Source organism: Streptomyces sp. NPDC027189 (assembly GCF_055566975.1).
Genome location: NZ_JBVHRI010000026.1, coordinates 80,605 through 93,138, shown reverse-complemented (window position 1 = coordinate 93,138; position 12,534 = coordinate 80,605). Strand labels below are relative to the sequence as shown.

Sequence of the window (12,534 nt, the reverse complement as noted above, 5' to 3'; positions counted from 1 at the left end):
GGTGTGCCCTGTGTCGCGGACATGCCTGGTCACACTCCCTGCCGGAGACCGGAAGAGGTGTCGAAAATGAAGCGCAGTGAACGGGACCCGCCCACCATCCGCGAAGGGGCGGGCCCCGTTCACGTAAGCACTCCGCCGTGTCGTGCGTGCGTCAGCTCCGATGGTCGCGCAGCGCGGCCAGGGCGCGGTCGGCGTGCGCGCTCATCCGCAGTTCGCTGCGGACCACCTCCACGACCGTGCGGTCCTGTGCGATGACGAAGGTGACCCGCTTGGTCGGGGCCATGGAGAAGCCGCGCTTCACCCCGAACCGCTCCCGTACGGTCCCTTCGGTGTCGGACAGCAGCGGGAATCCGAGCGTGTGGCGCCCGGCGAACTCCTGCTGCCGGTCGACCGTGTCGCCGCTGATCCCCACCGGCCGCGCACCCGCGGCGGCGAACTCGGCGGCCAGATCACGGAAGTGGCAGGCCTCGGCGGTGCAGCCGGCGGTGAGGGCGGCCGGATAGAAGAACAGCACCACCGGCCCGTCGCCGAGCAGTTCGGACAGGCTCCGGCTTGCCCCGGTCTCGTCCGGCAGCGTGAAGTCCTCGACCGTGTCACCCACGTTCACCCGAGACGTCATGACCGGACCTCCGCACCCCGGGCGACACCGCGCGCCCACAGGACGAGCGGTACCTGCAGCGGCAGCCGCGCGAGAGCCGCCGCCTTGAGAGGGCCGGGACGATGGCGCCAGTCCACCGCCATCTGGACGTTGGCGGGGAAAACGCCGACGAAGAAGGCGGCGGTGGCCAGCCCGGCGACACGCCGTGTCCTGGGCAGCGCCACCCCGGCCGCCAGCGCGAGTTCGGCGGCACCGCTGGCGTAGGTCCAGGTCCGCGGCGTACCTGGCAGAGCGCGCGGAATGGTCGCGTCGTACTGCCGTGGCGCGACGAAGTGGGTGACGCCCGCGGCGGCCAATAGGCCGGCGAGCAACAAGGGCGAGCGTTCCGACCGTGGCACGGTTCCTCCTCTGGGGGCCTGTCGCGCGATATTACTGGACGGTAAGTGGCAGTGGGGCGAGGTGCACCCCTTCATCGCCACCTGTGCCGGGAACGCCGGTGACTCAGGTGGCCGGGGGAGCAGCGGCGGTGGTACCCCGCGTGATTCGAGGTGCGGCTCGATGACTATCTCCTGCCCCTGGCCCTCGGGCGGCGCTTCGCCCTCCAGGCGCGCCACGGCCCGGCCGACCGCCAACTGCGCGAGGCGCCCGATGTCCTGTCCGACGGTCGTGAGGTCGACATGGGCGAGCCGGGCGAGACGGCTGTCGTCGAAGCCGACGACGGAGATCTCACCGGGGACGGGTACGCGGGCGCGCAGAACATGTCCGCTCTGTCCATTGCCCCCGCCGCCATCCAGTCGGTCGGCGTCGGCGCACCGGTCCGCATCGACGAACTCGAGGAACACTGACGACACGGCCCCCTCGGGTACGCCCCTGGGGTGTGCCCGCAGGCCCTCTGCTTGCACGCTCTTGACCCTCCCTTTTCCGAATTACCTCTGATGCAGAGCTATTCTCGAAGTGTGGAGTCAGAGAGCTTTCCCGAGGAGCTGGCCGACACCCTGGCCGGAGTGCAGCGGCTGATCCGGCGGCGGCTGCGCAGCGGCATGACCGCTCCGCGGTTGCGCGGCGCCGAGGTCGAGCTGCTGCGCCTGGTCGTGGCCCGTCCCGGCATCCGCGTGTCGGAGGCCGCCAAGGAGCTCTACCTGGCGGGCAATTCGGTCTCGACGCTGGTCAACCAGCTGGTGCGGGACGGCTATGTGATCCGCGAAACGGACCCGGCCGACCGGCGGGCCGCGCTGCTGTTGCCCACCCCGGCGGCCGACGCGCGGCTGCGCGACTGGCGGCAGCGCCGCGCGGCGCTCGTACGACGCCAGGTGGCCCGTCTCGACGAGGCCGACCGTGCGGCCCTGGCGGTGGCCCTCCCGGCCCTGCGCAAGCTGGCGGCGAACCTGCACGAGGAGGCCGAGGAGACATGACGCGGAACACGACCGGAGGTGGAGACCCCAGCCAGGACGGAATCCGGGCCGAGGCGACCGACGGCGCGACGGACGCGGCCGATGGAAGGGCCGCGCCGACGGTCAGCGGGAGGGGCGCGGCCGACGGACACGCCGCGCCGACGGGTGGGGGAAAGGGTGCCGCCGACGGGCCGGCCGCGGCAGATACCGGGACGGACGCCGTCACCTGTGCAGGGCTCGCGTACGCCTTCGGTGAGACCACCGCGGTCGACGGGCTCGAACTCTCCGTCCGTGACGGCGAGGTCTTCGGACTGCTCGGGCCCAACGGCGCGGGCAAGACCACGGCGATCCGCTGCATCACCACGCTCCTGCCCGTTCCCTCCGGCATGGTCCGTGTCTTCGGGCACGACGCCACACGCGAACGCATGGCCGTGCGACGCCTGTTGGGCTACGTACCGCAGCAGCTCTCCGCCGACTCCGGGCTCACGGGGCGGGAGAACGTGGAGCTGTTCGCCCGTGTCTTCGACGTCTCCCGCCGGGAGCGCGCGGCGCGCGTCGACCAGGCGCTCGCGGCGGTCGACCTCTCCGCCGCGGCCGACCGGCTCGCCAAGACGTACTCCGGAGGCATGGTCCGCCGCCTGGAGCTCGCCCAGGCGTTGGTGAGCGCGCCCCGGCTGCTGATCCTCGACGAGCCGACCATCGGCCTCGACCCGATCGCCCGGACAAGCGTGTGGGAGCACATCAACGCCGTGCGCGCCGCCACGGGCATGACGGTGCTCGTGACGACCCACTACATGGACGAGGCCGACCAGTACTGCGACCGGGTCGCGCTGATGCACCGCGGCCGCGTCCGTTCCCTCGGCACCCCCGACGAGCTGCGGACGGGCCTGGGCAAGCGACGTGGCGCCACGAACAACGGTGAACTGCCCACGCTGGAGGACGTCTTCCGCGACATCGCCGGCAGCGGCCTCGACGAGCAGTCAGGAGACTTCAGCGATGTCCGAAACACGCGTCGCACCGCAACCCGTGTCGGCTGACCGCGTCCACCCCGCCGGCCTGGACCTGCTCCTCGTGCCGCCCCGGGCCCGGAGTGGCTGGAAGGTGCTGCCCGCCCGGGTCGGTGCGATGTGCGCGGTCGAGCTGCAGAAGCTCCGTCACGACCGCACAGAGCTGTACACCCGGGCGGTCCAGCCGGCGCTCTGGCTGCTGATCTTCGGCGAGACCTTCACCCGGATCAAGGCGATACCCACCGGCGGCATTCCCTATATCGACTATCTGGCGCCCGGCATCATCGCCCAGTCCGCCATGTTCATCGCCATCTTCTACGGCATCATGATCATCTGGGAGCGGGACGCCGGCATCCTCACCAAACTGCTCGTCACGCCGACTCCGCGCTCGGCACTCATCACCGGCAAGGCCTTCGCCGCGGGCGTGAAGGCGCTGATCCAGGCGGTCGTGGTCGTCGTCATCGCCGCGCTGCTCGGGGTGGCGATGACGTGGAACCCGCTGCGGCTGCTGGGTGTCGCGGTGGCCGTCGTCCTCGGCTCGGCCTTCTTCTCCTGCCTCTCGATGACGATCGCGGGCATCGTACTGACCCGGGACCGGCTGATGGGCATCGGCCAGGCCATCACCATGCCGCTGTTCTTCGGCTCCAACGCCCTGTATCCAGTGGCTGTCATGCCCGGCTGGCTCCAGACCATCAGCAAGATCAATCCCCTCAGCTACCAAGTGGACGCCCTGCGCGGCCTGTTGCTGGGCACGCATGCCCATCTGGCCCTCGACTACGGGGTTCTCGTGCTGGCCGCGGCCCTCGGCATCCTGTCCGCCTCGTCGCTGCTGGGCCGTCTGGCCCGCTGAGCCCGGCTCGGCTCCGCGCTCGGCGGACCCTCGCCGGAGCCCTTCATGGTGGCGGCGCCGTGCCCTTCCTGCCGGAGGAGCACGCCCCGGTCGAGGTCGGCGAGGTGGCCCGCTCGGCGTCGGTGGTCGTGACGCGGGCTGGTGAGGGGCCACCGGTCCACGGCTGAGCGGCACGTTCAGGGCAGCGGCTGGTCCGCCCAGATCACCTTGCCGGAGGGGTTGTAGCGGGTGCCCCAGCGCTCGGCGATCTGTGCGACCAGGAACAGGCCGCGTCCGCCCTCGTCCGTGGCGGCCGCGTAGCGCAGGTGGGGTGAGGTGCTGCTGCCGTCGGAGACCTCGCAGATCAGGCTGCGGTCGCGCAGCACACGGACCCGGATCGGACTGCTGCCATAACGGATCGCGTTGGTGACCAGCTCGCTGAGGATGAGCTCCGTGGTGAACGCCATCGCGTCCAGTCCCCACTCCGCCAGCTGCCGGGTGACGGAGGCGCGCACCTCGCCGACCGCGGCAGGGTCGGACGGCACCTGCCACTCGGCGATCCGGTCGGCACCGAGCGCCTGGGTGCGGGCGACGATCAGGGCGATGTCGTCGCTCGGCCGGGACGGGAGCAGGGCGTCGAGCACCGCCCGGCAGGTGTCCTCCGGCGACCGGTCGGCCCCGGTGAGGGCGGTACGCAGCAGCTGGAGACCGCTGTCGATGTCCCGATCCCGGTCCTCGACGAGCCCGTCCGTGTACAGCACCAGGCGGCTGCCCTCCGCAAGCTCGAGCTCGGCCGCCTCGAACGGGAGGCCGCCCAGCCCGAGCGGCGGACCGGCCGGGACCGCGGGGAAGTCGACGCTCCCGTCGGGACGCACCACCGCCGGCGGCGGGTGCCCGGCCCGTGCGACGGAGCAGAGCCGGGAAGCCGGGTCGTAGATGGCGTACAGACAGGTGGCGCCAGTGACGGCGGCTCTGCCCTCCTCCGCCACCTCGTCCTGGTCGATGCGGCCGACCAACTCGTCCAGGAGGCCGAGGAGCTCGTCGGGCGGCAGGTCCAGGGCGGAGAAGTTGTGGACGGCTGTACGCAGCCGTCCCATCGTCGCAGCGGCATGCAGCCCGTGGCCGACGACATCGCCCACGACAACGGCGACACGGGCGCCGGGCAACGGCAGCACGTCGAACCAGTCCCCGCCCACCCCGGCCTGCGCGGGAAGGTAGCGATACGCGATGTCCAGGGCGCTCTGCTCGGGAAGGTTGCGCGGCAGCAGACTGCGCTGCAGCGTCACGGCCATGGTGTGCTCGCGGGTGTAGCGGCGCGCGTTGTCGATGGAGACCGCGGCCCGGGCGACCAGCTCCTCGGCGAGGGCCAGATCCTCCCCGTCGAAGGGTTCGGGCTTCTCCGAGCGCCAGAAGTTGACCACGCCCATCACCAGGGGGCCCACCCGCAGCGGGACGGTGATCAGTGAGTGGATGCCGTAGTCCACGACCCGCCCGGTGCGCTCCAGATCCTGCGCCAGCCAGCCCGGGGACCCACCGAGGTCGGGCTCGACAACGGCCTGGCCGGTGCGCAGGCTGTAGGCCTGCGGGGTGGACGGGACGAATCGGATGTGCTCGCCCACCGGATACAGCGGAGCGTCCTTACGGATTCCGCCGGACGCGGTGCGGCGCAGATCGGTGCCCACGTCCGGCTCCTGCCCGTTCAGCACGGCGTCGGCCAGATCGACGGTGACGAAGTCCGCGAACCGTGGGACGGCCACCTCCGCCAGTTCCTCGGCGGTGCGCGCCACGTCCAGGGTTGTCCCGATGCCCACCCCGGCGTCGTACAACAGTTTGAGTCGCTCCCGCGCCACGTCGGCCCGGCCGGACAACGCGCGCAGTTCGGTCGAGTCACGGAGCGTCGCGACACTGCCGGCCGGGCCGCCCTGAAGATCAGTGGGGCGCTGGTTGATGGCCAGCAGCCGGTCGCCGACCAGGTGCACCTCGTCGGTGGCGACGCGTCCCGAGGCCAGCAAGTTGGCGGTGTCCGAGTCGAGACCGAGGTCGCGGACGTCCCGCCCCTCGGCGTCGTCGGGCAGGTCGAGCAGTCGGTTCGCCTCGTCGTTGGCGAGCAGCAGCTGTCTCTCGTCGCCGACGATGATCACTCCCTCCCGGACGGCGTGCAGCACCGCGTCGTGGTGCTCGTACATCCGGGTCATCTCGGAAGGCCCCAGGCCGCGGGTCTGGCGCAGCAGGCGCCTGCTGACGAGCGCCGTCCCGCCGGTGGCCAGGGCCAGCGCGACACCCGCGGAGGTCAGCATGAGCGGCAGCTGCCGGTCCGCGACACCGCCCACGTTCGCAGTGGTGATACCGGCCGACACCAGGCCCACCACCTTGCCGTCGGGCGCCTTGACGGGGACCGTGGCCTGTACCAGTGGCCCAATGGTTCCCGTGATCTCCTCGATGACGGGGTGACCGGCCAGCGCGGGCGCGATGGTTCCGACGAATTTCTTGCCGATCCGGTCGGGCTTGGGGTGCGTGTAGCGAATCCCGTCGGTGTTCATCACGACGATGAAGTCCACCTGCGACGCCTTGCGGGCGGCTTCGGCCCGTGGCTGCAGCAACGCCGTGGGATTGGGGGCGCTGAGGGCCGCGCGGGTGCCCGGTGCGTTGGCGAAGGTCTCGGCGACCGCGAGCGAACGGTTGCGGGCCTCCTGGGTGCTGTCATGACGCACCTGGAGCACCAGAGCCACCACGCCCGACACGACCAGGAGCAGCACGATCACCACTTGCAGGAGGAAGACCTGCCCGGCGACGCTGCGCCCGCCCAGCGCCGACCGGAGCCGGGCGGACGGGCTGCGTCGGTGCCCGCCTCCGTGTGGCCCGTGCTGATCGCGAGGGGTCTTGAGGCGGCGGGTCGACTGAGCCCGGGATCGACCCAATAGTCCGACCATATGCCTATGTCTACACTGCCCGACGCCCGGAGGCGAGAGGCGTCACGCAATGTGAACGAAGCTCGCCGGGGCCGTGTGGCATGGGCCGGCGCCGCTCGTTGTCGCGAGTGCTGCTGTCGAGGGGATCTGGCCGCATCATGGAGGGGTACCCATTTGCCCGCATTCGTTCCCAGCGTGGGAGGGCGTCATGAAGACCATGGACCACTACCGGCTGACCTTCACGCATCCCGGATCGGGTACCAGCGTCGTGACGGACGAGGTGGTCGTCGAAAGGACCGACAGCTTCGGCCCGGGCGGCAACCCGGTGTACAGCGATCCGACGGGCATCCTCCGTGCCGAGATCAGCCCGGCGGGGGAGGTGCGCATGCTGGCCAGTGGCGCCTACCAGTCACCGATCAACCCCTCCGTCGAACCGATTCCCTGACGACGTCCGCCCCTTCGGCTCCGCCCGGTCGGTGTCCCGCAGCTCCCGGACGAAGCGAAGGCCCGGGCGGCCGGCCAGCCGGATCTCGCCGACGGACTGAAATCCCGTACGGGCCAGGACGGTTCGCGAGCCGGTGTTGTCGAGGGTCGTGACGGCCCGCAGCGTGCTCAGGCCGTACTCCGCTACGGCCAGGGCGCAGACTTCGCGCACGGCTGTCGTGGCGAGTCCCCGCCCCGCGGCCCGCTCCGCGATCCGATAGCCGAGTTCCGCCGAACCGTCCGCCACGTCGATCAAGTTGATACGTCCCAGCACCGCACCGCCGCCGTCCACCACGAGGTGGAGGAAGTGCAGCCCCGCCACCTGTTCGGCGAGCAACTCGTCGTGCCGTGCGTCGAAGTGGGCGAAATAATCGTCGCCCCGGTCGGGAATCGAGGCGGCGAAGTAGTCCCTGTTCTCCCGCTCGAACCGAAGCAGAGCAGGCGCGTGGTCGAGGCGGAGGAGCTGGAGTCGAGGCATCCCGCAATGCTATGCACTCTCATGCCGCGGACGTGGTGACGCCCGAGTTCTTCGCTGCTGTCCGGACCAAGTTGCCCTCCCGCGCACGGTGTTCGCGCACCAGCCGGACGGCGATGGCACCCTCGCCCACCGCGGAGGCCACCCGCTTGACCGACCCGCTCCTGACGTCTCCCGCGGCGAAGACACCCGGCACAGTGGGTCGCAGCATTCGACGTGCCCGCAGGTCGGACAGAGCCTGAGATGCAGCTATGGGAAGCTGAGCCGCAGACACTCCTCGCAGCCCTGCGGGGTGCGCGGTGTCACCGGCAGTGCGGACGACAGGTGCGGATCCAGCGGCAGGGCGACTCTCCTTACGGGGAGAGGAGTTCACCGGCGGCGCGAGCGCGTGCGTACGCGTTCACCGGCGAACCGCCAGGCTCTCCTCGACCCACTGCCGCAGCGCCGGAGCGGGTGCCGCGCCCGTCTTGCGGGAGATCACCTCACCCTTGTCGAGCAGCAGCAGGGTCGGCACGGCCTGCACCTGGAAGCGCTGGGCGAGCCGTGGATTCTGGTCGATGTCGACCTTGACCAACTTGACCTGCCCGGCGAGCTGGTGGGCCACCTGTTCCAGCGCGGGGCTGACCATCCGGCAGGGCCCGCACCAGGTGGCCCACAGGTCGACGAGGACGTACGGCTTCGCCCGCTCGGCGATCTCCGCGAAGTCCTGGTCGCCGGCGTCGGCGATCCACGCGAGCGGGGAGTGGCAGTTCCCACAGCGCGGGGCGCCCTCGGCCGCCGCCGGTACCCGGTTTCTGCGGCCGCACTGGTCGCAGACGATCGTCCTGCTCCGGCTCGTGGCCACTGGACTCACGCGGCCCTCTGCACGTCCGGCTGGGACGGCTCGCCGTAGGTGACGACCAGCTCGCCGTTCTGCGCGTCGACGCGGATCGTCGAGCCGTCCTGCACATCACCGCGGATCAGGGCCCGTCCCACGAGCGTCTCGACCTCGTGCGAGATGTACCGGCGCAGCGGCCGCGCTCCGTACACGGGGTCGAAGCCATGCTTCGCGATGAGTTCGCGCCCGCTCTCGGTGAGCTCGATGGTGATCTGCCGTTCGGCCAGCCGACGGCGCAGGTCGTTGAACTGCAAGTCCACGATGTGCTCGATCTGCGGCATGCCCAGTGGCTTGAACAGCACGATGTCGTCGACACGGTTGAGGAACTCGGGCCGGAAGTGGCTCTGCAGCTCGCTCATCACCAGGGACCGCGCGTCGGGCTTGATCTCGCCGTCGGTGGTCACCCCGTCGAGCAGATGAGCCGAACCGATGTTGGACGTCATGATGGCCACGGTGTTGCGGAAGTCGACGGTGCGGCCCTGGGAGTCGGTGATCCGGCCGTCGTCGAGCACCTGGAGAAGGGTGTTGAACACATCGGCGTGGGCCTTCTCGATCTCGTCGAACAGCACCACGGAGTACGGCTTGCGGCGCACCGCCTCGGTGAGCTGGCCGCCCTCCTCGTAACCGACGTATCCGGGAGGCGCTCCCACCAGCCTGCTGACGGTGTGCCGTTCCTGGTACTCGCTCATGTCCAGGCGGATCATGTTCTCCTCGGAGTCGAAGAGCGCCGCGGCGAGCGTCTTGGCCAGCTCGGTCTTTCCGACACCGGTCGGGCCGAGGAAGATGAACGAGCCGATCGGCCGGCGCGGGTCCCGGATCCCGGAGCGGGCCCGGATGATGGCATCGGTGACCAGCTTGACCGCCTCGTCCTGGCCGACCACACGCTCGGTGAGAATCTCGTCGAGCCGAAGCAGCTTCTCGCGCTCGCCCTCCTGCAGACGGGTGACCGGGATGCCGGTCCAGGCCGCGACGATCTCCGCGATCTCGTCCTCCGTCACCACCTCGCGCAGCAGCCGGTTCTCACCCTGCTTGGTGTCCAGCCGCTCCTCTTCGGCCGCCAGCCGGCGTTCGAGTTCGGTGAGCGTGCCGTAGCGCAGCTCCGCGGCACGGTTGAGGTCGTAGGCGCGTTCCGCCTCCTCCGCCTCCTGCCGCACCTGCTCCAGCTCCTGGCGCAGGTCCTGTACACGGCGGATGGCCTGGCGTTCGGCCTCCCACTGGGCGTGCATGGCGTCGGACTCGGCGCGCAGGTCCGACAGTTCGCGGCGCAGCTCCTCCAGGCGCTTGGCGCTGGCGGGCTCGCTCTCCTTGGCGAGCGCCGCCTCCTCGATCTCCAGGCGGGTCACCCGGCGGGTGATCTCGTCCAGTTCGGCCGGCATGGAGTCGATCTCGGTCCGCAGTCGAGCGCAGGCCTCGTCGACGAGGTCGATGGCCTTGTCGGGCAGGAACCGGTCGGAGATGTAACGGTGGCTGAGGGTCGCCGCCGCGACCAGCGCGGTGTCCTGGATCTTCACTCCGTGGAAGACCTCCAGGCGCTCGCGCAGCCCGCGCAGGATGGAGACGGTGTCCTCCACGCTCGGCTCGTCCACCAGGACCTGCTGGAAGCGGCGTTCGAGGGCGGCGTCGGACTCGACGTACTTGCGGTACTCCTCCATCGTGGTGGCGCCGATCATGTGCAGCTCACCGCGCGCCAGCATCGGCTTGAGCATGTTCCCCGCGTCCATCGCGCCCTCGGCGCCGCCGCCCGCGCCGACGACCGTGTGCAGTTCGTCGACGAAGAGCAGAATGCGCCCGCCGCCCGCCTTGACCTCGCTCAGTACGGCCTGCAGGCGCTCCTCGAATTCACCTCGGTACTTGGCGCCCGCCACCAGCGAACTCATGTCGAGCGAGAAGATCGTGCGATCGCGCAGCCCGTCGGGCACGTCACCCCGCACGATGCGCTGGGCGAGACCCTCCACGATGGCGGTCTTGCCGACGCCCGGGTCACCGATGAGTACCGGGTTGTTCTTGGTCTTGCGGCTGAGGATCTGGATCACACGGCGGATCTCCGCGTCCCGGCCGATCACCGGGTCCATCTTGCCGCTGCGCGCCTCCGCGACCAGGTCACGGCCGTACTTCTCCAGTGCCTCGTACGACGCCTCCGGCGTCGCCGAGGTGACGCGCTGGTTGCCGCGGATCCGGGTCAGCGCCGCCAGGAACGCGTCCTTGGTCACGCCATGCTCCTTGAGCAGGCGTCCGGCCGCGGTGCGTGAGCCCTCGTCGGCCAGCGCCAGGACCAGGTGCTCCACGGACACGTACTCGTCCTTGAGCCGCTTGGCCTCCTGCTCGGCCGCGTCCAGCACCTTGGCCAGCCGCTGGGTGACGTACACCTGTCCGGGGGTGGCGCCGGGGCCGGTCACCTTCGGCCGACGCGCCAACTCGTCGGAGAGGGCGGTGCGCAGAGCACGGGTGTCGGCTCCGGTCTGGTCGATCAGACGCGGTATCAGGCCGTCCGGCTGGTCGAGGAGGGCGAGGAGCAGATGCTCGCCGTCGACCTCGGTCTGGTTCAGCCGGCCGGCGATCGTCTGCGCTTCCTGCAGCGCTTCCTGGGACTTCTGGGTGAGCCGGTTCATATCCACGTTTCATCACTCCTGGAGCTGGCGTTGCTGCGCCTCAGCGCGTCCTCCAGCTCCCTGATCCGGTCGAGCAGATCGAGCACCAGACCGAGGGAGGCGTAGTTGAGGGGGAGCGCGGCCCGTAGACGTTGGATGCGGGCGAGGGTGGCGGGAGTGGACGGCTCGAACCACAGCCGCCCGGTGGCGTCCCGGGTGGCGTCGACGAGGCCGAGGGCGACGAACCGCCGTACGAGGTCCGGATGGAGACCGGAGCGCCGGGCGACGGCGTCGAGACCGAGCCGGCGGACCGGCCCGAGGGCAGTGGTGGTGCGGACGAGCACGTTCAGGCCCGGCCGGGAGACCGGGGTGGCGGTCCGGCGGCTCTCGCCGGCGGGACCAGGGGCTGTGGTCATCGGGGCCTCCTCGGGTCGAAGGCGGACATGGCGGCCAGCTCCTCGAAGAGCTCACGCTCGCGGGGGGTGGGATCGGGCGGCACCATGATGCGGATCTCCGCGTACAAGTCCCCGCCCCGGCCCCGCGGGTTGGGCATGCCCTCACCGCGCAGCCGCAGCCGGCGACCGCTGGACGAGCCCGCGGGGACCGTGACCTTGGCCGTGCCACCGGGGGTGGGCACCGGCACGGTCGCGCCGAGCGCCGCCTCCCACGGCGTCACCGGGACGACGACGTGAATGTCGCGACCCTCCAGACGGAACCGCGCGTCGGGCTTGATGCGAACCCGCAGGTACAAGTCGCCCGGTGCGGCGTCGCCACTGCCCTTCCCGCCCTCTCCGGCCAGCCGGATGCGCTGTCCGTCGGCCACGCCGCGCGGGATGGTGACGTCGTACGTCCGCTGCCCGCTCGGCCCGCCCAGGGTGACACTTCGCTTGCCGCCCCGGTACGCCTCCTCGACGCTGAGCTGGATCTCCGCCTCCTGGTCGGCGCCGGGGACCGGTCCCCAGCCCCCGCCGCCGCCCCGTCCGAAGATCCCGCCGAACAGGTCCTCGATGTCGATGCCGGAGCCGTCGAAGTCGACGCCTTCGGCGGTGCGGAAACGGACCCTGGAGCCGCCGGTTCCGCCGGTTCCGCCTCTCGCGCCCCAGCCGCCACGGGCGCCTGCTCCGGCGGCCACCCGCTCGTCGTAGTCCTCCGGGATCTGCCGGAAGTTCTCGCCGAAGCGGTCGTAGCGCTGCCGTGTCTTGGGGTCGGACAGCACGCTGTATGCGTCGTTGATCTCCTTGAATCGCTCCTCGGCCTGCGGGTCCTTGTTGATGTCGGGGTGGTGCTTGCGTGCCAGCTTGCGGAACGCCTGCTGGATCTCCTCGGAGCTCGCGTCGCGCGACACCCCGAGCACGTCGTAGTAGTCGCGTGGCATGG

Annotated in this window: 12 protein-coding genes and 2 pseudogenes; 4 read left to right on the top strand and 10 right to left on the bottom strand. The window is 70.7% G+C overall.

Translation table 11 applies throughout. From position 1 onward, the window contains the following. Positions 1-151: 151 nt before the first annotated feature. The 3 genes and pseudogenes from ACZ4RZ_RS40335 to ACZ4RZ_RS40325 form a co-directional block, all read right to left on the bottom strand. A complete protein-coding gene (locus ACZ4RZ_RS40335; RefSeq protein WP_467752357.1) occupies positions 152-619 on the bottom strand; it encodes a peroxiredoxin in 468 nt (155 codons plus the stop codon). After that, positions 616-996 carry a DoxX family protein gene (locus ACZ4RZ_RS40330; protein ID WP_467752426.1) on the bottom strand — a complete coding sequence of 127 codons (381 nt, stop codon included), beginning with the start codon at positions 994-996 and terminating at the stop codon, positions 616-618. Before ACZ4RZ_RS40330 ends, ACZ4RZ_RS40335 begins: the two co-directional genes overlap by 4 nt. Before the next feature lie 237 nt (positions 997-1,233). After that, positions 1,234-1,440: pseudogene (locus tag ACZ4RZ_RS40325) on the bottom strand (substrate-binding domain-containing protein); the annotation flags it as partial. A 114-nt stretch (positions 1,441-1,554) separates the two neighbouring features. Between ACZ4RZ_RS40325 and ACZ4RZ_RS40320 the strand changes: the two are divergent. From ACZ4RZ_RS40320 to ACZ4RZ_RS40310, 3 genes are read left to right on the top strand one after another with little or no spacing between them, the layout of a single operon-like run. Continuing rightward, complete coding sequence (locus tag ACZ4RZ_RS40320) at positions 1,555-2,010, top strand: MarR family winged helix-turn-helix transcriptional regulator (RefSeq protein WP_467752355.1); 456 nt, start codon at positions 1,555-1,557, stop codon at positions 2,008-2,010. Continuing rightward, positions 2,007-3,026, top strand: coding sequence for an ABC transporter ATP-binding protein (locus tag ACZ4RZ_RS40315; RefSeq protein WP_467752353.1), 1,020 nt, complete (start codon positions 2,007-2,009; stop codon positions 3,024-3,026). Before ACZ4RZ_RS40320 ends, ACZ4RZ_RS40315 begins: the two co-directional genes overlap by 4 nt. Further along, entirely contained in the window at positions 2,986-3,846 is an 861-nt protein-coding gene (locus tag ACZ4RZ_RS40310; RefSeq protein WP_467752351.1) for an ABC transporter permease, read from the top strand. Before ACZ4RZ_RS40315 ends, ACZ4RZ_RS40310 begins: the two co-directional genes overlap by 41 nt. A gap of 176 nt (positions 3,847-4,022) precedes the next feature. On the opposite strand, the gene ACZ4RZ_RS40305 is transcribed toward ACZ4RZ_RS40310, so the two are convergent. Next, positions 4,023-6,755: a SpoIIE family protein phosphatase gene (locus ACZ4RZ_RS40305; protein WP_467752349.1), complete on the bottom strand. Its 2,733-nt coding sequence runs from the start codon at positions 6,753-6,755 to the stop codon at positions 4,023-4,025. 187 nt (positions 6,756-6,942) lie between these two features. Here ACZ4RZ_RS40305 and ACZ4RZ_RS40300 point away from each other — a divergent pair, with 187 nt between their 5' ends. Beyond that, the gene (locus ACZ4RZ_RS40300) at positions 6,943-7,179 is read left to right on the top strand and encodes a DUF6296 family protein (protein ID WP_467752347.1); all 237 of its coding nucleotides are present in this window, start codon (positions 6,943-6,945) and stop codon (positions 7,177-7,179) included. Here the strand turns inward: ACZ4RZ_RS40300 and ACZ4RZ_RS40295 are convergent. From ACZ4RZ_RS40295 to ACZ4RZ_RS40270, 6 genes and pseudogenes are all read right to left on the bottom strand, one after another. After that, positions 7,144-7,695, bottom strand: a complete 552-nt coding sequence (locus ACZ4RZ_RS40295) for a GNAT family N-acetyltransferase (protein ID WP_467752345.1) — start codon at positions 7,693-7,695, stop codon at positions 7,144-7,146. The genes ACZ4RZ_RS40300 and ACZ4RZ_RS40295 overlap by 36 nt on opposite strands. 19 nt (positions 7,696-7,714) lie before the next feature. Further along, positions 7,715-7,903: pseudogene (locus tag ACZ4RZ_RS40290) on the bottom strand (hypothetical protein); the annotation flags it as partial. A 189-nt stretch (positions 7,904-8,092) separates the two neighbouring features. Further along, positions 8,093-8,536, bottom strand: a complete 444-nt coding sequence (trxA, locus tag ACZ4RZ_RS40285) for a thioredoxin (protein ID WP_467752425.1) — start codon at positions 8,534-8,536, stop codon at positions 8,093-8,095. Positions 8,537-8,541: 5 nt separating this feature from the next. Further along, positions 8,542-11,184: an ATP-dependent chaperone ClpB gene (clpB, locus tag ACZ4RZ_RS40280; RefSeq protein ID WP_467752343.1), complete on the bottom strand. Its 2,643-nt coding sequence runs from the start codon at positions 11,182-11,184 to the stop codon at positions 8,542-8,544. After that, complete coding sequence (locus ACZ4RZ_RS40275) at positions 11,175-11,573, bottom strand: chaperone modulator CbpM (protein WP_467752341.1); 399 nt, start codon at positions 11,571-11,573, stop codon at positions 11,175-11,177. The genes clpB and ACZ4RZ_RS40275 overlap by 10 nt, the downstream gene beginning before the upstream one ends. Then, positions 11,570-12,532 (bottom strand): DnaJ C-terminal domain-containing protein, encoded by a 963-nt coding sequence (locus ACZ4RZ_RS40270; RefSeq protein WP_467752339.1) that lies wholly within the window; start codon positions 12,530-12,532, stop codon positions 11,570-11,572. The genes ACZ4RZ_RS40275 and ACZ4RZ_RS40270 overlap by 4 nt, the downstream gene beginning before the upstream one ends. Between the last annotated feature and the right edge of the window lie 2 nt (positions 12,533-12,534).